The sequence below is a fragment of the Klebsiella sp. K5-204 genome (assembly GCF_030128585.1).
GTDB classification, from domain to species: domain Bacteria; phylum Pseudomonadota; class Gammaproteobacteria; order Enterobacterales; family Enterobacteriaceae; genus Klebsiella; species Klebsiella quasipneumoniae.
In genome coordinates, this window is record NZ_JAKUZS010000007.1 from 16,140 (window position 1) to 33,260 (window position 17,121).

A 17,121-nucleotide genomic window follows, 5' to 3' on the forward strand; every position below is an offset into this window, starting at 1 on the left:
GTTCTCCCGTTTAGCGATGCGTTTGGCGCAGGCGCGCCTGCCAGAAGGATAGGGCGAGGGCCACCACCAGAATCACCCCGACCAGAGCGTCCTTCACCAGATAATTGAGCCCCATCAGATTCAGACCATTATCAATAATGGCTAGGAACAGCACGCCGCCCAGCGTGCCGGCGATGCTGACCCGTCCCAGACGGTTAAAGGCGGTGCCGATAAACACCGCCGCAATGGCGTCCATCAGATAAGACTGCCCGGCCAGCGGGGTAAATTGCCGCAGGTTGGCGGAGAGGATCACCCCGCCGATGGCGCAGAGGGCCGAGGCGGCCACCAGCACGCCGAGCATGGTCAGGCTATCGCGGATCCCGGCGATGCGCGCCGCTTCGCTGTTCTGACCGATGGCGCGGATATATTTGCCCCACAGGGTACGCTCGGTGACCAGCCAGGCCGCCAGCCACAGCGCCAGCACGATCGCGACCGGCGTGGGGATGCCGCCAAGGTTACCCACCGCCAGGTCGTGATACTCGGGGGCCATCCGCCGATAGGCTATCGCGCCGCCGCCATCGGTATAGATGCGTTCGGCGCTGCTGGCGATAAACCAGGTGCCGAGGGTGGCGAGGAAGGGGCGGATCCGGCAGATGAGGATCAGAAAAGCATTGAGCAGGCCAATCAGCACCCCGCCGAGCAGGGCGCAGCCCACCGCCGCCTGCCACGGCAGATGCCAGGTTTTCAGGGCGACGAGGGCGAAGGCGGCGCCAAAATCGAGCGCGACGCCTACCGACAGGTCAATCGCGCCCGCGCTGACGATCAAGGTCATCGCCATCGCCACAATCAGCAGGATCGCGCTGCCCTGCAGCAGGTTGGCCCAGTTATCCACGGTTAAAAATACCGGATTCGCCCAGCCGAACAGGGCAATGGCCAGCAGGGTGATGACGCCGAATCCGGCCCGCGACAGCCAGGCCAGCGGGCTGCTGACCGTCTGTTCCGCAGGCGCTGGGGTTTTCAGGGTGATTTGGCTCATGCCTCGCCTCCTTTGTGTCTGACCGCCGATGCCGCCAGCACCACCAGGATCAGGCCGCCTTTAATGGCGCCCATCCAGAAGATATTGACCCCCAGCAGGCCGAGCCCGTTAGAGAGGGCGTTAACCAGAATCGCCCCCAGCAGCGCGCCCCAGATGGTGACCACCCGACGACGCGAGAAGGCGGCGCCGATAAAGGTCGCCAGCACGGTTTCCAGCAGCAGCGGCGTGGCCGTTCCGCTGGAGCTGCCGGAGCCCTGGCTGAGCAGCGGCAGAATAGCCAGCCCGGCGGCGATGCCCGCTAACAGCCAGACCAGCAAGGTTAAGCGGCGCACGTTCAGGCCGCTCATCTGCGCCATATCGCGATTGCCGCCCACCGCCTGCACATGCTGGCCGAAGCGGGAGTGATGGAGCAGGAACTGGAACAGAATAAACACCCCCAGCAGATAGACCAGCGGCCAGGGCAGGCCCAGCACACTGTTATCGCGAAAGGCGACCATCAGCGGATCGCTGACCGCGATGCGCCGCTGGCCGGTCAACAGGTCCGTCAGGCCGGTAAACGCCACCGAGGTCGAGAGGGTGGCCAGCAGCGGCGGCAGGCCGGCCGCCAGCACCAGGAAGCCGTTGATCGCCCCGCAGAGCAGGCAAACCGCCGCCAGCAGCGCCAGCAGCAGGAGATACGGCGTCTGCCATTCGGCCAGCCCAAGGCTGAGCAGCGCGACGCCGAGCACCGCGGTCGCCGGCAGGGAGAGGTCGATGCCGCCGGAGACCACGTCATCTCCGCCAACGGCGATGACGCAGACCAGGCCGAAACAGAGGATCGCCAGCGGTACGCTCTGGACCAGCATCAGGCTGATATTTTGCCAGCTGAGGAAGTAGGGCGACTGCACGCTCAGCCACACCAGCAGCGCCAGAAACAGGATCAGGGGGAATTTTTCAATAAGCGTCGCCAGGCCCGGACGGCTGCGACGCTGGATAGCGGTACTCATGGTGAAGGCTCCTGTCCGCCGTTGATCGCCACCAGCAGGGCGTCGAGGGTCAGCCCGCGGGTGGGCAGATTGGCCGCCAGCGCGCCGCGCCAGAGGACGAGGATCCGGTCGCATAGTCCGAGTAATTCGGTGGCGTCGCTGGAGGAGACCAGCACCGCCCGTCCTTGATCGGCCAGCTGGCGCGTACGTTGATAAATATCGCGGCGGGCGCCGATATCAACCCCAAGGGTGGGTTCATCGAGAATAAACAGCCGGGCATCGGTACCGAGCCAGCGGGCGAGGATCGCTTTTTGCTGGTTGCCGCCGCTCATGTAGCGTACCGGCAGGGCCGGGCGTCCCGGGCGGATAGCCAGCTGCGCTATCCAGTCGCGCGCTTTCTGCTCGGCAAGCCCCCGCCGCTCCCAGCCAAAGGTGGCGGTCTCGGGCAGCGAGGCGAGATTAATGTTGTCAGCGGTGGTGAAAGGCAGGATCAGCCCCTGATGACGGCGGTCACGCGGGACCAGCGCCATTCCGGCGCGGATCGCCTGCTTTGGCGTACGGATACGTCGCGGCTGGCCGTCGAGGTGGATCGTACCGCGCTCCGCCGGGCGCAAGCCGTAGAGTAAGTCAACCAGCACATCGCGCCCGGCGCCGAGCAGGCCGGCGACGCCGACGATCTCCCCCGGGTGAATATCAAAAGAGAGGTCCTGTAGCTGCCGTCCGTCGCTCAGCTGGCGCACCGAGAGTAATGGAGCCGCCCCGTTGTCTGCCGCCGGGCGCTGGCGCGGGGTATACAGCTGGTCGATTTCCCGGCCGACCATCATGGCGATCAGCGCCTCGGTATTCTGCAGCAGGTCGCGGTCCGGGTAGCCGACCACTTCCCCGTTGCGCAGCACGGTGCCGCGGTCGCAGAGGGTGGCTATCTCATTGAGGTAGTGGGAAATATACAGAATGGCAATGCCCTGGTCGCGCAGGCGCAGAATGGCGGAGGAGACCAGACTGGCCTCCTGGGCCTCGAGGGGGGCGGTGGGCTCGTCGAATACCACCAGCCGCGCCGCGCCGTCGATCAGCGCGCGGGCGATTTGCACCAGCTTGCGCTCGGCCAGGCTCAGATCCCGCACCAGGCGTTCGGGGTCGATCGCCAGCTGCCAGTTTTGCTGGAAAAATTGCGCCGTGGCGGCCCTCATCCGTCGGCGATCCAGCGCCCCCCAGCGGGTACGATACTCCTGACCCAGAAACACCGATTCCGCGACGGTAAAGTGCGGGATCAGGTTAAGCTCCTGGTGGATCACGCGGATGCCGGCGGCTTCGATGGCTGCCGGGTTGCCGAGGGGCAGCGGGCGGCCGTCGAGGGTCGCGCTGCCGCTGTCGGCCTGATAGACGCCGGCGAGGATTTTGATCAGCGTCGATTTACCGGCGCCGTTCTCGCCAATCAGGCCGTGAATCTCCCCAGGATTGAGGCGCAGGGTAACCGCATTCAGCGCCGTTACGCTGGCAAAACGTTTGCCGATCTGGTCCATGACCAGACCCGCGGCGGGGCGCTCCCCGCCAGGGTGTTGATTTATCACTGCAGTTCGCCGTATCCCAACTGTTTATACACCGCTTTCGCTTCCTGCGGACCTTTCACCGGTATGACCGGGATAAAGGTTTGCACCGGCAGTTTCTGACCGGCAAAGTAGCGGGCCACGTTATCGGCGGAGGTCTGGCCGATCAGATGCGGCTGCTGCGCGACGTTAGCCACGAAGGGGCTGCCGGGCTCCGCCATGATCTCCAGTGTCTCCGGGCCGGCATCGATGGCCGTCACTTTCACGTCCTTATCACGACCGGTCTCTTCCAGCGCCTGGACGATGCCGATGGCCGGTTGATCCCAGCAGGCGACATGGATGGCATCCAGTTTGCCTTTCGGATACTGGCTGAGTAATTCGAGGGTTTTCTTCCGCGCGTCTTCCGGCGAGTTGGCGAACTGTTCCGCGAGCTCAGGCTGGATAATATGAATATCCGGATAATCCTTAAGGACATATTTCCACTGATCGTAGCGAATTCCGCAAATACGCAGCGCGCTGGAGAACGCGTTAAATACCGCCACATTACCTTTGCCGCCTAATTCGTCCGCCATGTAGCGACCGATGGTGGAGCCCAGAGTGTAGTTATCGGAGGTGGAATTGTTGACCGAATATTGTGAAACATGATCCACGGTGAATACCGGGATGCCGGCATCACGTAAGGCTTTAAATTTGGGTTCGACGGCGCTGTCGCCGAGAATACTAATTACCGCGTCCACCTTGCGTGACAGTAAAATATCGTGATTATTGGCATGAACCTGATTATCCCGGCCGCCATCGACGCCAATGACTTTGCCCCCCAGCTTCTCCACTTCTTCTGTCGCGCCTTTGAAAGCCTCGCGATCCCAGAAATGCTGGGTGCCTACGACGGCCACGCCAATGGTTTTTCCCTGTAATGAGAGGGCGTCAGCGGCGGTGACGCTCAGCGAGGCAAGGGAAAGCAGTCCCAGCGCGGCAGGCAATAATTTTCTCTTCTGCGACATTGTTATTATGATCCTGTGATGAAGGTGGTTGCGGACCGGTAGCATGACAAGAAGCACCTCGCCACCTCAAATACAAAATAAGTCTAAGTTATGCCGGCAATGTTATATCGCGGAAACGCCAGAGAAAAAGTTTATTTTGTCATGAAGAACCTGAAAATATTTCATGATGCCGGGTAGGCCTTTTTATTTTGTGGTTTTATTTTTGGTTTGTTCTGTGTTTATTTAGCGGATAAAGGCAATTTTCTTAATATTATGCGTGCATGGGAAATACGGCCTCTACTGCGAAAAAGAGAAGATTGCGCGGGCTAACGCTTTTTTTAGCAGAGCAATGTCTGGCCGGGTAAGGAATATTACCGCATTTCCCCGCTTTATTTTAACGAACCTTAGGCTGAGAAGAACGCGGGCGCTATGAAGAAACAGCATAATTATACGGTGATGCACTGGGGAACCTGGCAGGTGGAGAGCCGCGAGGGCGAGATCGTGGCGGTTAAGCCGGTGCCCTGGGATAAAAACCCCTCACGCATCGGTCAATCGCTCCCCGACGCGGTGACCAGCCAAACGCGCATTCGCCGCCCGGCGGTGCGCGTCGGCTATCTGCAGCACGGGCCGGCGTCACGAGAAGGGCGAGGCAAGGAGCCCTTTGTCGAAGTCAGCTGGGAGGTGGCCCTGGACCTGGTGGCTCGCGAGCTGCGCTCGGTCAAGGCGCGCTGCGGCAATGAGGCGATTTACGGCGGCTCCTACGGCTGGGCCAGCGCCGGGCGCTTTCACCATGCGCAGAGCCAGCTGCACCGTTTTCTTAAGGGCTTTGGCGGGTATACCGCCAGCACCAATACCTATAGCAGCGCCGCGGGCGAGCGCATTCTGCCGCATATTCTCGGGCCGCTGAGCCCGCTGCACCGTCAGCATACCCATTTTTCCGAGCTGGCGCGGGAGTGTCAGCTGTTTGTCGCGATTGGCGGTCTGCCGCTGCGCAATGCCCAGGTCAACGGCGGCGGCGCCAATGACCATATGCTGCCGTACTGGCTGGATAAGATGCAGGCCAACGGCACGCGGTTTATTAATATCAGTCCGGTGCGCAATGACCTCAGCGCGGTGGCCGACGCCGAGTGGCTGGCCATTCGGCCGGGTACCGATACCGCACTGCTGCTGGCGCTGAGCTATGTGCTGATCGCTGAGTCCCTCTACGACCAGGCGTTTGTCGCCAGCCATACCGTCGGGTTTGCTCCCTATCGCGCCTATCTGTTGGGCGAGCATGACGGCGTGGCGAAAACCCCGGCGTGGGCGGCGGCGATAACCGGCCTGGACGCGCAGCGCATCGCCGACCTGGCGCGGGAGATGGCCCGCCACCGGACGATGGTGAATATCTCCTGGTCTATCCAGCGCGCCCGTCAGGGGGAGCAGGCCTACTGGGCGACGGTGGCCCTGACCGCGCTGCTGGGACAGATCGGCACGCCGGGCGGCGGCCTCGGGTTTGGCTATGCCTGTACCAACCTGGCGGGCGCGGTGCGAAAAGCGTTTTCCGGCCCGCGCTTGCCCGCCGGGGAGAATGCGGTGGACAGCGTCATCCCGGTGGCGCGGCTGTCCGATATGCTGCTGCACCCGGGAGAAGCCTATGGGTTCGACGGTCAGCAGCTGCATTATCCCGACATCCGTCTGGTCTACTGGGCGGGAGGCAATGCGTTTCATCATCACCAGGATATTAACCGACTGTGCGAGGCCTGGCGCCGTCCGGAGACGGTGGTGGTGCATGAGCAGTACTGGACCGCGCAGGCCAAATTCTCCGACATCGTTCTGCCGGCTACCACCTCGCTGGAGCGAGAGGATATCGGCAGCGGCGGTCACGACGGGTTTATGATTGCCATGAGCGCGCAGATCCCGCCAGTGGGCGAAGCGCGTGATGATTACGCTATTTTCCTCGATCTTGCCGGGCGGTTGGGCTTCGGAGAACAGTTCAGCGAGGGGCGGGACGCCGGGCAATGGCTGCGCCATCTCTATGAGGAGTCAAGACCGCGGGCGCAGGAGGAGGGCATTGCGCTGCCCTCGTTCGAAGACTTCTGGCAGCAAGGGGTGCTGGAGTACAGCGCGCCGGCGCGGCCGCAGGTCTTTCTCGCCGATTTTCGCGCCGATCCGCAGCGCTATCCGCTTTCCACGCCCTCCGGCAAGATTGAACTCTTTTCCGCTACCGTCGCCGGGTTTGGCTATCGCGAATGCCCTGGCCATCCCTGGTGGGATGAGGAAGAGGCCGCCCGGCAGCGACAGGAGGCGGCGCGCTGGCCGCTTCATCTGCTCTCCAGTCAGCCGCGCGCCCGTCTGCACAGTCAGTACGACCACGGCAGCGTCAGCCGGGCGACGAAAATTCAGGGACGCGAGCCGTTGTGGATGCATCCGCAGGATGCGCAGGCAAGAGACATTCGCGAAGGCAGCGTGGTGAAAGTGTATAACGACCGTGGGGCGATTCTCGCGGGCGTGCACCTGAGCGAGCAGATTTTGCCGGGGGTGGTACAGATGTCCACCGGCGCGTGGTATGACCCTCTGGATCCGAATGAAAAAGGATCTCTCGATAAGCACGGTAATCCCAACGTGTTAACCGCGGATCGCGGCAGTTCGCGCCTGGGACAGGGCTGTAGCGCCCAGAGCTGTTGGGTGGAGATCGCCCCGTGGCGAGAGGAACTGCCGCCGATCACCGCCTTTGACCCGCCGAAGTTTATTGCGGTTTAGGTGTCAGGGATCGCCGGCGGCGGGTCGGCTATCCCGGAGAAGGCGCGGTATGCGCCGCCTCCGGGAAAGCGCGCGCCAGGCGTTTTAAGGCTGATGACAGGGCGACGTTACGCCAGCCGTGGGTAGGCGCTGGCGATATCGTCGCCGGTAAACTGGGCGATCCAGCCTTCCGGGTTATCAAAAATGCGAATGGCGGTGAAGTTCGGTTCTGAACCCATATCAAACCAGTGCGGAGTGTGGGCGGGAACCGAAATCAGATCGTTCTTTTCGCACAGCACCTGGAACACCTCGTCGCCAATGTGCAGGCAGAACAGGCCGGCGCCCTCGACAAAAAACCGGACCTCGTCTTCGCCATGAGTGTGTTCGTTCAGGAATTTTTCCCGCAGCGCCTCTTTCTGCGGGTTATCGGCGCGCAGGCTGATGACGTCCCAGCTCTGATAGCCCTTTTCGGCGACCAGTTTGTCAATCGCATGCTGATAGGCGGCAATCACAGTTTCTGCGCTGGGGGCCGCGCCGAGATCGCGGTCAGCCTGCCAGCGCTCAAAACGGACGCCTTTGGCGTTAAGCTGCTCCTGAATCGCTTTGGCGTCGGTGCTGTGCCAGACCGGCGTTTGCGGATCTTTCACGGAAAAAAGGGTTAATGCGCTCATGCTGGGATCTGCTCCGGATGAATGTCGTCAAAACGCTGAACCTGAGGGTGGCGGCTTGCCGGGTCGCGGTCGCCGCGTACCAGCTGGACAGTGCGCAACCCCGCGGCTTCGGCGGCGTCGAGTTCCTGATGGATATCCGACAGGAACAGGATGGCCCCGGGGGCGTGGCCCAGGTGTTCAGCAATATTGCGGTAGGACTGCGCTTCGCGTTTGGCGCCTACCAGGGTATCGAAATAGCCCGTAAACAGATGAGTAATATCACCTTCATCGCTGTAGCCAAATAACAATTTCTGCGCTGCCACGGAGCCAGAAGAATATACATACAGATCAATGCCCTGTGCTTTCCATTTCTCCAGCGCCGGCAGCACGTCCGGGTAGAGATGGCCGGTAAAGTCGCCGTTGAGGTAGCCGTCGCGCCAGATGATCCCCTGCAGCGCCTTCAGCGCAGTGGATTTCCGATCTTCGTCCATAAAAGCGAAGAGGGTAGCAATCAGGTCGGCGGTGCTGGCGGCGGGGGCGTCTGTCTCGCGGCGCAAGTTGTCGAGGATCGTTCTCACCGGTTCAGCGTGCTGTTGAGCGGTCACAAAGCCGGCCAGTCGTTCGCGGGCGTAGGGGAACAGCACGTTATGCACGAAGCGGATATCGCTGGTGGTGCCTTCTATGTCGGTCACGATGGCGCGGATCATGGTTTCTCCAGAGTGGGCGTAGCGTGGAATAACATTAGCATTTAGACGTCTAAGCGTCTTGATTGCCAAATATTAACATCGTGTTATAGTGGCTTCAACAACAGCATTACAATCGGTACAAAAAGAATGAGTAATAACCCATTGATTCCAGAGAGTAAACTCCCGTCACTTGGCACCACCATTTTTACCCAGATGAGCGCTCTCGCCCAGCAGCATCAGGCCATAAACCTGTCGCAGGGCTTTCCCGATTTCGACGGCCCGCGCTATCTTCAGGAGCGTCTGGCGTACCACGTGGCGCAGGGGGCGAATCAGTATGCCCCGATGACCGGCGTGCCGGCGCTGCGCGAGGCGATCGCTGACAAGACGGCGGAGCGGTATGGATATCGACCCGACGTCAACAGCGATATTACGGTCACCGCCGGGGCGACGGAGGCCCTGTACGCGGCGATTACCGCTCTGGTGCGCCGCGGCGACGAGGTGGTCTGTTTCGATCCCAGCTACGACAGCTATGCTCCCGCGGTGGCGCTGGCCGGCGGCGAATTACGCCGTATTGCCCTTCAGCCGCCGCATTTTCGCGTCGACTGGCAGCAGTTTGCCGCGACGCTGAGCGACAAAACCCGGCTGGTGATCCTCAACACCCCGCACAATCCCTCGGCCACGGTCTGGCAACGCGAGGATTTTGCCGCCCTGTGGCAGGCGATTGCCGAACGTGAGATCTATGTTCTCAGCGACGAGGTCTATGAGCATATCAACTTTGCCGAGGACGGCCACGCCAGCGTGCTGGCGCATCCGCTATTGCGCGAGCGGGCGGTGGCGGTCTCTTCGTTTGGCAAAACGTTTCATATGACCGGCTGGAAGGTTGGCTACTGCGTGGCGCCGGCGGCCATCAGCGCGGAGCTGCGCAAGGTGCACCAGTATCTGACCTTCTCGGTAAATACCCCGGCGCAGCTGGCGATCGCCGACATGCTGCGCGAGGCGCCGGATCACTACCGAGAACTACCGGCCTTTTATCGTGAACGCCGCGATCTGTTTATTGAGGCGCTGCGCCCCAGCCGGCTGGAGCTCCTGCCCTGTGAGGGGACCTATTTCCTGCTGGCGGACTACAGCGCCATCTCCGACCTTGACGACGTCAGCTTCTGCCGCTGGCTGACGACAGAGGTTGGGGTGGCGGCGATCCCGCTCTCCGTCTTCTGCGCCGACCCGTTCCCGCACAAGCTGATCCGCTTGTGCTTCGCTAAACAACCGGAGACCCTGCTGGCCGCGGCGGCGCGTTTGTGCGAGCTGTAGTTACTTTATGGTCCACGCCTGAGAGAACTGGCGGTCGGCGAACATCTCTGCCAGGCCGCTAATTTGCTTCAGGCGCAGCACCTCATCGGCATCCATCCCCAGCTCTTTGCCGATCTTTTGCGGCGTCCAGCCGAGCCGGGTTAGCTCGCGGACAATATCTGACATGGCGTGAATTTGGTGGCGTCCGCGCGCCCGGTTGTGGCGTATTGTCGCTGCCATCAGCCCGTCGCGTGAGGCGTTTTCATGCGTCAGGCAGGTGACCGGTAGATAGCCTTTCAGCTTTTTTTTCAGCGACGCTTTGCTGCAGGCCAGCTCATGGCGGTGAAAACCGTCGACAATCGCGTACCCCTGCGGTCCCTGCCTGATGACCACCACCGGCTGGGTAAAGCCATCGGCCTCCAGCGAGGTCTGCAGCAGGCGCTTCTCCGGCGGCGCCACGTTATTCGGATTATAGTCGTTGGGGATAACCTGCTCCTGTTTGACCCACAGCACACAGTCAACGGGCTGCGAGCGGAAGGGACTGTGTTGGTGGAGCACCTGGCGAAACGCGTTGATAGCCTCGATACGCGCTTCGTCATCCAGCGTTTGCAGGAAATCCTCCAGCGCCTGCGTTAGTTGTTGTTGCATAATATCCCCCATTGTTGGCGATGTTTTTCCATACGTTTTCGGTAGCGCTGATAGTGGCTGCTTTTGGTTGGGCTGAAGGAGAGCTGGCGGCACCAGTAGTCATTATTGAGTAGCACTTTGCAGATCCGTCGCCAGGAGGGGATATCTTTGGTGCCAACGTCCGCGGGCTGAGTATCGGGGATCTCTTCCATGCCTTTTTTCTGGTACCAGCGCAGGTAGACGGCGATCTTATTGCGGTAATGCTCGGCGGTGGTTTCCGGCATGCTGTCGAGCAGAAACAGCGCATAGCTTTTCCATGTCAAATGGTCCGGTTTGTCGATTTTTCGGTGACCGTAGAATTGATTATCATGCCCGGCATAGACGCCGCCGCTGTGCGCGCCGCTCACCCGCTGGCACATCGCGGCCCAGCGCTCCGGCTCCAGCACATGGTACAGCCATAGCCCCTGGCGCTGCTCAGGACCGAAGGGTTCGCAGATGCGCATATAGCGCAGCGGCACACCGGCCTGATACATCAGATCGTACAGCGGGTTATAGGGCTGGCCGCTTTTAGCAAACCAGGTCCAGATATCGGCGGTTTTCCAGTCATAGATCGGGTAGATGTACCAGGCGTGGCCGCCCGGCGCCGAGGTGGTCCACGGTTTATCGTCGGCGAAGCGCTGTTTTCGCTGAGAAGAGATGGTCATAAAGCGATTCAGCGACTCATCTGCCCGAATACCCACCAGCACGGCGGCGGGACGGCGCTGTGAAAACCACTCGGCAAAGTGGCTGACGAAGGCTTCAAAGCTCATCCCCGGCTGGTAAAACGAAAAATAGCCCGGGTGGGTAATGGCCCAGGAGGGGGGCTGGCGGACCCAGGCGGTGCCGGGCTGCCAGCATTGCCATTGCGGCTTATACTGCGTCAGGGCATTTTGGGTAGTGAGCGGCAGGGCGACCCAGTAAAAGGTATCGATAACATCCTGATAGAGGGCGCGCAGTTTTTCACAGTGAGCGATGGTGCAGGAGAACTGCGCTTCCCAGTCAATAAACAGCACACTGATTTTCTTACCCTGTAACCGCGCTGCCTGCGCGGTTAAATGGAGCATAACGGTAGAGTCTTTTCCGCCAGAGAAAGAGACGCAAATGCGTGAAAAATTATCCATAACCCAATCGATCCGCTGCTCCGTCGCCTGCAGCACCGATTCCGCTAAGGGATATTTGATAAACGACATGACCATTAATCCTTTAATACTAGAGATTCCCGTTCGCTCAGTATAAACGATGACGAGCGGGAAATTAATGGTCGACTTTCCTTTCCCTTGGGGAGGGGCAATAAGTCGGATCGTTATTGGCTGTTATTGAATTGGGGACGTGATATCTCTCTGTCATTCATTAAAATGGTGATTAATTCAGATAAAAAATGATTTTGTGCGGATGATTGATGGTAGTTAATATATATCGTAATGTCTGGAAAAAGTTCGTTTATATCGAGGACGTGAAGTTGCATGGCTGGCGAAATAAAATCATATAAATAGGATGGCAAGAAGCCAATCAGATCGGTTTTATTGATCATGTTAAGAATGGTCATAAAAGAGTCGCTGCGAAAGGCAATATTACGCGGGTTCAGCCAGGGCGTGCTGCTTTGCTGAACGCGCTGGATAACGGGATCGTTGGTAATATAGTGGGTGAAAAACTCCTGCGCCAGCGCGTCAACTGACGTGAGCGCCTCGCGCCGCGGATGGTTCGTCCGACACACCGCGAGGGTCTGCACCGTCTGATAGGGCTGACAGATGGTGGCGCGGTTGGTGATGGGCATTCGGGTGAACACCAGGTCAGCCTGGCGATATGCCAGCAGCTCCTCAGCCGATTCGGTGGTGGTCAGGTTATGGTGCTCAATTTGCAAGTTGGCCTGATGACAAAGCTGGTTAATCATAAAGTGGCTGTTTACTGAACAGAACAGCGGGGGGCCATATATTACAATACGTTTACGCAGATCGGAGCGGTTATTGAGATTGATCGTTTTTTCCAGCTGCTCCAGATTTTGCTGCAGGTGGTAATGAAGATTCACGCAGGCGGTGGTGGGCGTCATTCCCTTCCCGACGCGCACAAATAGCGGGTCGTCTAACTGCTGACGCAGACGCTGCAATGACTGACTTACCGCTGACGGGGTGATAAATAACATCGCCGCCGCTTTGCTGATGCTTAAATGCTGATAGATACATTCAAAAATAACCAATAAATTTAGATCGAACTTTTTCAGATCGTAAAGATTTGCCATTAACACAGTCCTGTTTATTGCCAGTGTAAGTTAAAATATTTCTAACGATAATATCTTGAGTCTTAGTATTTGTGGTGTGAATTTAATTGTGGGCAAATAAAATTAAGTTTTGCTTAATATATCTTACTATCGGCAGTGGCACCAGCGGTCGGATTCGCCAGGCGCCACACCGGGACGAAATTACTCTTTTTCACCCATCATAATAGACAGCTTCTCTTTATCCGGCAGGCCGACCACCTGCTGCAGCATATTATCCTTATTCATATAATAAATAGCTGGCGTGACGTTGGCCCCCAGATCGTCCATTAGCTGCTGGTTGACGTTGAGCATTTTCATCTTCTCCGGCGGGATAGCCTTCGGTATCGTCAGGGCCATTTTGCCGTTCGATTGCTCGTAATCGTGCCAGGTTTTCGCCGGATCTTTACTGGCGAGGATCGCCGCGGCGGTGGCCGGGCTCTCCGGCTTGATCACGCCTACCAGCAGGGTGCGGATCTGCACTTTACCGGCCTCCACCCAGGGACGGGACTGCTGCCAGAACTGTTTGCAGTAAGGGCAGAAGGGATCGGCAAAGACATACAGCACGATGGGGGCGTCCTTGTCGCCATCCTGCAGCCAGTGGGCGCTGGCCATCTTCTTCCACATCTCCTGTCCCGCCGGCGTGTAGAGCGCTTTTTGAAATAACTGCTCGCTGAGGTTGTTGCCGTTTTCGTCGTACATATAACCGGAAATGGCATGTTTGCCGTCAGGCGTGAGGTAGATGGCGACGCCCATATCCTGGTATTTCCCCAGCCAGCCCTTCATTCCCCCCGGCGCGTCAAAGGGTTTGATGATGGTAATGCCCTGTTTTTCAATTGCTTTTACCGGGGCGGGCAGTTCTTCCGCATAGCTACAAAAAGGCATAAGGCTGAGCAACAGCAGACGTTTTAACATGAGTATTCCTTGTAAAATCAGCAGGAAAGGAAGAAACATTGCCAAACCTATTACAGTTATAGGCAGGATCAGCAGAACGACGGATTGCCCTTTCCTGGCATGGGTGATGTAATCCTGGATGCTGTTACATTAAGGTAATGTAGAGCGCAACACATAGCCAGTCTGACTGGCGCTGAACCTACCTTCGGGTATTTCAGGTAACGGGGCCGCCTGAAAGGGTGGCCTTTTTACTTTTGTCGCGGCAAATGATGCGAAAAACAGCGAACTGCGCTGAACGCGTCGACAGGTTCACATTGTTGTCTTGTTCCGGTTGTTAGATAACGCTTATTGATTCGATAATGTAAACGCATTGGTCGGGTCAGGAAAAATTCGTTAACTTAGACCTCAACGAAAACACGGAGGAAGTATAGATGTCCTTAATTAACACCAAAATCAAACCGTTCAAAAACCAGGCATTCAAAAATGGTGAATTCATCGAAGTCACCGAGAAAGACACCGAAGGCCGCTGGAGCGTCTTCTTCTTCTATCCGGCTGACTTCACCTTCGTCTGCCCGACCGAACTGGGCGACGTGGCTGACCATTACGAAGAACTGCAGAAGCTGGGCGTAGACGTTTACTCTGTTTCTACCGATACCCACTTCACCCACAAAGCGTGGCACAGCAGCTCTGAAACCATCGCGAAAATCAAATACGCGATGATTGGCGACCCGACTGGCGCCCTGACCCGTAACTTCGACAACATGCGTGAAGATGAAGGTCTGGCTGACCGCGCCACCTTCGTGGTTGACCCGCAGGGTATCATCCAGGCGATCGAAGTTACCGCTGAAGGTATCGGCCGTGACGCGTCTGACCTGCTGCGTAAAATCAAAGCGGCGCAGTATGTTGCTTCCCACCCAGGCGAAGTGTGCCCGGCGAAATGGAAAGAAGGCGAAGCGACGCTGGCTCCATCCCTGGACCTGGTCGGCAAAATCTAATAATCACGGCGTCTTTCGCATCATAGCGGCGTTGGCTGCGCTTAATCACCCCGGTCACTTACTCGTGTAAGCTCCCGGGGGTTCATAAGCTTGCCGCCTTGCTCTAACGCGAAATACTGGTGAATTACAATTTCCGTCGCCTTTCACGCCATAGCTGCGTTGGCGTCGCCTGCTCACCCCGGTCGCTTACTTCAGTAAGCTCTCGGGGATTCTCAGGCTAGCCGCCTTGCTCTGACGCGAAATACTTTGGAAATTACTTCAGTCATGGGCGCACCTGCGCCCATTTCATTCCAACACCATGATGCAAGCGCATTCAGGCAGCCTGACAAGGCCGCTTGCATGATGATGTTTTAAGCCCAGGAGATAACAATGCTCGACACCAACATGAAAACCCAGCTCAAGGCCTATCTTGAGAAGCTGACCAAGCCTGTTGAGCTGATTGCCACGCTGGATGACAGCGCTAAATCGGCAGAAATCAGGGAACTGCTGGCTGAAATTGCTGAACTGTCAGACAAAGTCACCTTTAAAGAAGACAACACGCTGGCGGTACGCAAGCCATCGTTCCTGATTACTAACCCCGGTTCCGACCAGGGCCCACGCTTTGCGGGCTCCCCGCTGGGCCACGAGTTTACCTCGCTGGTGCTGGCGCTGCTGTGGACCGGCGGTCATCCGTCGAAAGAGGCCCAGTCTCTGCTGGAGCAGATCCGCGATATCGATGGCGACTTCGAGTTTGAAACCTACTACTCGCTCTCCTGCCATAACTGCCCGGACGTGGTCCAGGCGCTGAACCTGATGGCGGTGCTCAACCCGCGTATCAAACATACGGCGATTGACGGCGGGACGTTCCAGAATGAGATCACCGAGCGCAACGTGATGGGCGTGCCGGCGGTGTTCATGAACGGCCAGGAGTTTGGTCAGGGGCGGATGACGCTGACGGAAATCGTCGCCAAAGTGGACACCGGTGCGGAAAAACGCGCAGCGGAAGAGCTGAATCAGCGTGACGCTTACGATGTGCTGATCGTCGGTTCCGGCCCGTCCGGCGCGGCGGCCGCGGTTTACTCTGCGCGTAAAGGGATTCGTACCGGCCTGATGGGCGAACGCTTCGGCGGCCAGGTGCTGGATACCGTGGATATCGAAAACTACATTTCGGTGCCGAAAACCGAAGGCCAGAAGCTGGCCGGGGCCCTGAAAGCGCACGTTAGCGACTATAACGTCGATGTGATCGACTCCCAGAGCGCGACCAAACTGACGCCAGCGGCGACAGAGGGCGGCCTGCATCAGATCGAAACCGCCTCCGGCGCGGTGCTGAAGGCGCGCAGCGTCATCATTGCCACCGGGGCGAAATGGCGCAACATGAACGTGCCGGGCGAAGATCAGTATCGCACCAAGGGCGTAACCTACTGCCCGCACTGCGACGGCCCGCTGTTTAAAGGTAAGCGCGTGGCGGTGATCGGCGGGGGGAACTCCGGCGTGGAAGCCGCCATCGACCTGGCGGGCGTCGTGGAACACGTGACCCTGCTGGAATTCGCACCGGAGATGAAGGCCGACCAGGTGCTGCAGGATAAAGTCCGCAGTCTGAAGAATGTCGACATCATTCTCAATGCGCAGACCACGGAAGTGAAAGGCGACGGCAGCAAGGTCACCGGTCTGCAGTATCGTGACCGGGTGAGCGGCGATGAGCATCACGTCGCGCTGGCGGGCATCTTCGTGCAGATCGGCCTGCTGCCTAATACCACCTGGCTGGAAGGCGCGGTTGAGCGTAACCGTATGGGCGAGATCATCATCGATGCGAAGTGCGAAACCAACGTTAAAGGCGTATTCGCCGCCGGTGACTGCACCACCGTGCCGTACAAGCAGATTATCATCGCGGCAGGGGAGGGGGCGAAAGCGTCGCTGAGCGCCTTCGACTATCTGATCCGCACGAAAACCGCATAACAAGTCAGACAATAGACCTGCATAACAAAGAGGCTACCCGGGGGTAGCCTCTTTTTTTATGCGCTTTTTCTCAGCCTTACCTGACGACCATCACCGGGATATGGGCGTGACGGATGACGCTCGAGGCGTTGGAGCCCAACAGGTGGGTACTGATGGAGGGATTGCGTGAGCCAATCACCACCACGTCGGCGTTTATTTCGCTGGCCAGTTCGTTGACCATGTCGCGCACGCTGCCGAAACGCACATGCAGCTTGATCCGCGATGGGTCAATGCTGAAATGGCTGACCATGGTCTGCAGGCGGGTTTCCGCCTCGTGCTGCAGATGTTCCTCAAAACGCCGCAGGTCGGCGGTAAAACGGCTCATCGTGAAGCTCGCTGAACCGGGTAAGACGTGGAGCAGATGGATCACCCCGTCCTGCTGGGCCAGAAACTCCGCATGCCGGACGGCTTTATCGCTCAGCGCCATCTCAAAGACATCAACCGGCATAATGATAGTCTTATACATATGCAATCCTCCTTGTTCGTTTGCGTCTAT

At 58.6% G+C, this 17,121-nt stretch carries 15 protein-coding genes; 4 read left to right on the forward strand and 11 right to left on the reverse strand.

The window, feature by feature from the left end; genetic code table 11:
- Positions 1-10: 10 nt before the first annotated feature.
- The 4 genes from MKR05_RS18200 to MKR05_RS18215 are packed head-to-tail and all read right to left on the reverse strand — an operon-like array spanning position 11 to position 4,525.
- Positions 11-1,015, reverse strand: a complete 1,005-nt coding sequence (locus MKR05_RS18200) for an ABC transporter permease (protein WP_117145622.1) — start codon at positions 1,013-1,015, stop codon at positions 11-13.
- Complete coding sequence (locus MKR05_RS18205; RefSeq protein WP_023288811.1) at positions 1,012-2,001, reverse strand: ABC transporter permease; 990 nt, start codon at positions 1,999-2,001, stop codon at positions 1,012-1,014. The genes MKR05_RS18200 and MKR05_RS18205 overlap by 4 nt, the downstream gene beginning before the upstream one ends.
- On the reverse strand, positions 1,998-3,500 hold the full coding sequence (locus MKR05_RS18210; RefSeq protein ID WP_074186689.1) for a sugar ABC transporter ATP-binding protein: 1,503 nt from the start codon (positions 3,498-3,500) through the stop codon (positions 1,998-2,000). The genes MKR05_RS18205 and MKR05_RS18210 overlap by 4 nt, the downstream gene beginning before the upstream one ends.
- A gap of 44 nt (positions 3,501-3,544) precedes the next feature.
- A complete protein-coding gene (locus MKR05_RS18215; RefSeq protein ID WP_023288813.1) occupies positions 3,545-4,525 on the reverse strand; it encodes a sugar ABC transporter substrate-binding protein in 981 nt (326 codons plus the stop codon).
- Positions 4,526-4,933: 408 nt separating this feature from the next.
- Here MKR05_RS18215 and MKR05_RS18220 point away from each other — a divergent pair, with 408 nt between their 5' ends.
- Positions 4,934-7,243, forward strand: coding sequence for a molybdopterin-dependent oxidoreductase (locus MKR05_RS18220; RefSeq protein ID WP_064155103.1), 2,310 nt, complete (start codon positions 4,934-4,936; stop codon positions 7,241-7,243).
- A gap of 107 nt (positions 7,244-7,350) precedes the next feature.
- Here MKR05_RS18220 and MKR05_RS18225 read toward each other — a convergent pair whose 3' ends face one another.
- On the reverse strand, positions 7,351-7,893 hold the full coding sequence (locus MKR05_RS18225) for an acireductone dioxygenase (RefSeq protein WP_023288815.1): 543 nt from the start codon (positions 7,891-7,893) through the stop codon (positions 7,351-7,353).
- Positions 7,890-8,579 (reverse strand): acireductone synthase, encoded by a 690-nt coding sequence (gene mtnC / locus MKR05_RS18230; protein WP_023288816.1) that lies wholly within the window; start codon positions 8,577-8,579, stop codon positions 7,890-7,892. The genes MKR05_RS18225 and mtnC overlap by 4 nt, the downstream gene beginning before the upstream one ends.
- Positions 8,580-8,720: 141 nt before the next feature.
- On the opposite strand from mtnC, the gene MKR05_RS18235 reads away from it, so the two are divergent.
- Positions 8,721-9,866: a pyridoxal phosphate-dependent aminotransferase gene (locus MKR05_RS18235; RefSeq protein WP_074186690.1), complete on the forward strand. Its 1,146-nt coding sequence runs from the start codon at positions 8,721-8,723 to the stop codon at positions 9,864-9,866.
- Here MKR05_RS18235 and MKR05_RS18240 read toward each other — a convergent pair whose 3' ends face one another.
- The 4 genes from MKR05_RS18240 to dsbG all read right to left on the reverse strand — a co-directional run bounded on the left by MKR05_RS18240 (position 9,867) and on the right by dsbG (position 13,677).
- Positions 9,867-10,493 carry a ParB/RepB/Spo0J family partition protein gene (locus tag MKR05_RS18240; protein ID WP_023288818.1) on the reverse strand — a complete coding sequence of 209 codons (627 nt, stop codon included), beginning with the start codon at positions 10,491-10,493 and terminating at the stop codon, positions 9,867-9,869.
- The gene (locus MKR05_RS18245) at positions 10,478-11,701 is read right to left on the reverse strand and encodes a phosphoadenosine phosphosulfate reductase (RefSeq protein ID WP_048334386.1); all 1,224 of its coding nucleotides are present in this window, start codon (positions 11,699-11,701) and stop codon (positions 10,478-10,480) included. Before MKR05_RS18245 ends, MKR05_RS18240 begins: the two co-directional genes overlap by 16 nt.
- Positions 11,702-11,814: 113 nt before the next feature.
- Complete coding sequence (gene citR / locus MKR05_RS18250; RefSeq protein WP_044521604.1) at positions 11,815-12,747, reverse strand: DNA-binding transcriptional repressor CitR; 933 nt, start codon at positions 12,745-12,747, stop codon at positions 11,815-11,817.
- Between the two features lie 180 nt (positions 12,748-12,927).
- Positions 12,928-13,677, reverse strand: coding sequence for a thiol:disulfide interchange protein DsbG (gene dsbG / locus MKR05_RS18255; RefSeq protein ID WP_238874924.1), 750 nt, complete (start codon positions 13,675-13,677; stop codon positions 12,928-12,930).
- A gap of 410 nt (positions 13,678-14,087) precedes the next feature.
- Between dsbG and ahpC the strand changes: the two genes are divergently transcribed.
- Positions 14,088-14,651 carry an alkyl hydroperoxide reductase subunit C gene (ahpC, locus tag MKR05_RS18260; RefSeq protein ID WP_002894394.1) on the forward strand — a complete coding sequence of 188 codons (564 nt, stop codon included), beginning with the start codon at positions 14,088-14,090 and terminating at the stop codon, positions 14,649-14,651.
- A 369-nt stretch (positions 14,652-15,020) separates the two neighbouring features.
- Entirely contained in the window at positions 15,021-16,586 is a 1,566-nt protein-coding gene (gene ahpF / locus MKR05_RS18265; protein WP_017899084.1) for an alkyl hydroperoxide reductase subunit F, read from the forward strand.
- Positions 16,587-16,662: 76 nt separating this feature from the next.
- On the opposite strand, the gene uspG is transcribed toward ahpF, so the two are convergent.
- The gene (gene uspG / locus MKR05_RS18270) at positions 16,663-17,091 is read right to left on the reverse strand and encodes a universal stress protein UspG (protein WP_002894401.1); all 429 of its coding nucleotides are present in this window, start codon (positions 17,089-17,091) and stop codon (positions 16,663-16,665) included.
- Between the last annotated feature and the right edge of the window lie 30 nt (positions 17,092-17,121).

Excerpts from the sequence above, each read along its gene's own strand:
- MKR05_RS18200 (WP_117145622.1), bottom strand. The coding sequence starts at position 1,015 with ATGAGCCAAATCACCCTGAAAACCCCAGCGCCTGCGGAACAGACGGTC.
- MKR05_RS18205 (WP_023288811.1), bottom strand. The coding sequence starts at position 2,001 with ATGAGTACCGCTATCCAGCGTCGCAGCCGTCCGGGCCTGGCGACGCTT.
- MKR05_RS18210 (WP_074186689.1), bottom strand. The coding sequence starts at position 3,500 with ATGGACCAGATCGGCAAACGTTTTGCCAGCGTAACGGCGCTGAATGCG.
- MKR05_RS18215 (WP_023288813.1), bottom strand. The coding sequence starts at position 4,525 with ATGTCGCAGAAGAGAAAATTATTGCCTGCCGCGCTGGGACTGCTTTCC.
- MKR05_RS18220 (WP_064155103.1), top strand. The coding sequence starts at position 4,934 with ATGAAGAAACAGCATAATTATACGGTGATGCACTGGGGAACCTGGCAG.
- MKR05_RS18225 (WP_023288815.1), bottom strand. The coding sequence starts at position 7,893 with ATGAGCGCATTAACCCTTTTTTCCGTGAAAGATCCGCAAACGCCGGTC.
- mtnC (WP_023288816.1), bottom strand. The coding sequence starts at position 8,579 with ATGATCCGCGCCATCGTGACCGACATAGAAGGCACCACCAGCGATATC.
- MKR05_RS18240 (WP_023288818.1), bottom strand. The coding sequence starts at position 10,493 with ATGCAACAACAACTAACGCAGGCGCTGGAGGATTTCCTGCAAACGCTG.
- MKR05_RS18245 (WP_048334386.1), bottom strand. The coding sequence starts at position 11,701 with ATGTCGTTTATCAAATATCCCTTAGCGGAATCGGTGCTGCAGGCGACG.
- citR (WP_044521604.1), bottom strand. The coding sequence starts at position 12,747 with ATGGCAAATCTTTACGATCTGAAAAAGTTCGATCTAAATTTATTGGTT.
- dsbG (WP_238874924.1), bottom strand. The coding sequence starts at position 13,677 with ATGTTAAAACGTCTGCTGTTGCTCAGCCTTATGCCTTTTTGTAGCTAT.
- ahpC (WP_002894394.1), top strand. The coding sequence starts at position 14,088 with ATGTCCTTAATTAACACCAAAATCAAACCGTTCAAAAACCAGGCATTC.
- ahpF (WP_017899084.1), top strand. The coding sequence starts at position 15,021 with ATGCTCGACACCAACATGAAAACCCAGCTCAAGGCCTATCTTGAGAAG.
- uspG (WP_002894401.1), bottom strand. The coding sequence starts at position 17,091 with ATGTATAAGACTATCATTATGCCGGTTGATGTCTTTGAGATGGCGCTG.